The organism is Candidatus Symbiothrix dinenymphae (genome assembly GCF_001431085.1).
In genome coordinates this window covers 1-1,060 of record NZ_BBRU01000066.1, presented here as the reverse complement: position 1 = coordinate 1,060, position 1,060 = coordinate 1, and the positions used below count along the sequence as shown (strand labels likewise).

General features: G+C 60.0%; 2 protein-coding genes. One reads left to right on the top strand and one right to left on the bottom strand.

What is annotated here, in order from left to right; all coding sequences use genetic code 11:
- On the top strand, window positions 1-217 hold a 217-nt coding region (locus ASC50_RS07000; protein WP_193391174.1), incomplete at its 5' end, for a hypothetical protein.
- Between the two features lie 63 nt (window positions 218-280).
- Here the strand turns inward: ASC50_RS07000 and ASC50_RS07370 are convergent.
- On the bottom strand, window positions 281-1,060 hold a 780-nt coding region (locus tag ASC50_RS07370), incomplete at its 5' end, for a hypothetical protein (protein ID WP_226995312.1).

Genomic DNA, 1,060 nt, shown 5'->3' with positions numbered 1-1,060 from the left:
GGCGAAGGCGGCGAAGGCGGCGGCGAAGGCGGCGAAGGCGGCGGCGAAGGCGGCGAAGGCGGCGACGGCGGCGAAGGCGAAGGCGAAGGCGAAGGCGACGGCGAGCCTGATCCCCCCGTACGAGGCCGAGGCGATCGAAAAGATGCAGAATATGAGCATGGAACAGGTTATTGGTATGGTCCTGGCGGATGGTATGATCCCGATGACAAACCCATAGACGAATCCAAAGTTCCCGCCAACGTCAAAGAAGACAGATTAGGAGGCGGCCGCATTCCCACTCCTACTCCCGGCGACGGCGAAGGCGAAGGCGAAGAAGGCGAAGGCGGCGACGACCATAACATCGAAAATATTGATAACGGTGGTCGGTGGTTGAGCCGTCCGAGGAGTTGTCTGTATCGCTTCCTTCTTGGTCTAATTCCAGTCCGGTGCCAATGGAACCGCGCAGAGCAACATGTGATAGCGCCTCCGCCTTCACTTCATCAAAAGCATCTAGGTGCACATGGTGCATGGTAACGTAAGCATGCTCGTAGCCTGTTCTCTTGCGTGTGCTTCCTTTTGCGCCGTCAAACACATTCAATACTTCCTTCGCCTTCGTTTCCTGTTCCTGTCCGCCGGGGGGGTCCGCTTCGCCATCGCCGTCGACGTCGTAGTTATCTCTAAGTTTATCGTCAACGAAACATACGCCGCATGAACATGCGCTGCCGGATGCTCCGGCAAAGGCTCCGGCACGCAGGACAATGCGAAACGGGGCTTCGACTTCGGTACCGGTTCCGGCATAAGTGTCGACACGATGGGAAACCTGAGTCGGAGGCGGACTCGGTGTATCGTCATAAGCAGGATCACATGCGTCTGCTAATATCTTGTCTACTTCTGCTGGGGCTAATGGGTCTATGGGTAAGGGGGGTACATGTGCTCTAACAGCTTCTGCCGCAGTGGGTATTGGAGGGACAGGGACAGGGGCAGGGACAGGGGCAGGGGCAGGGGGAGCGCCGCCGCCGCCTGTGCCGGGGCCGGCGCCGTCGCCGGCGCCGTCGCCGCCGCCCCAACCACCCGCACCACC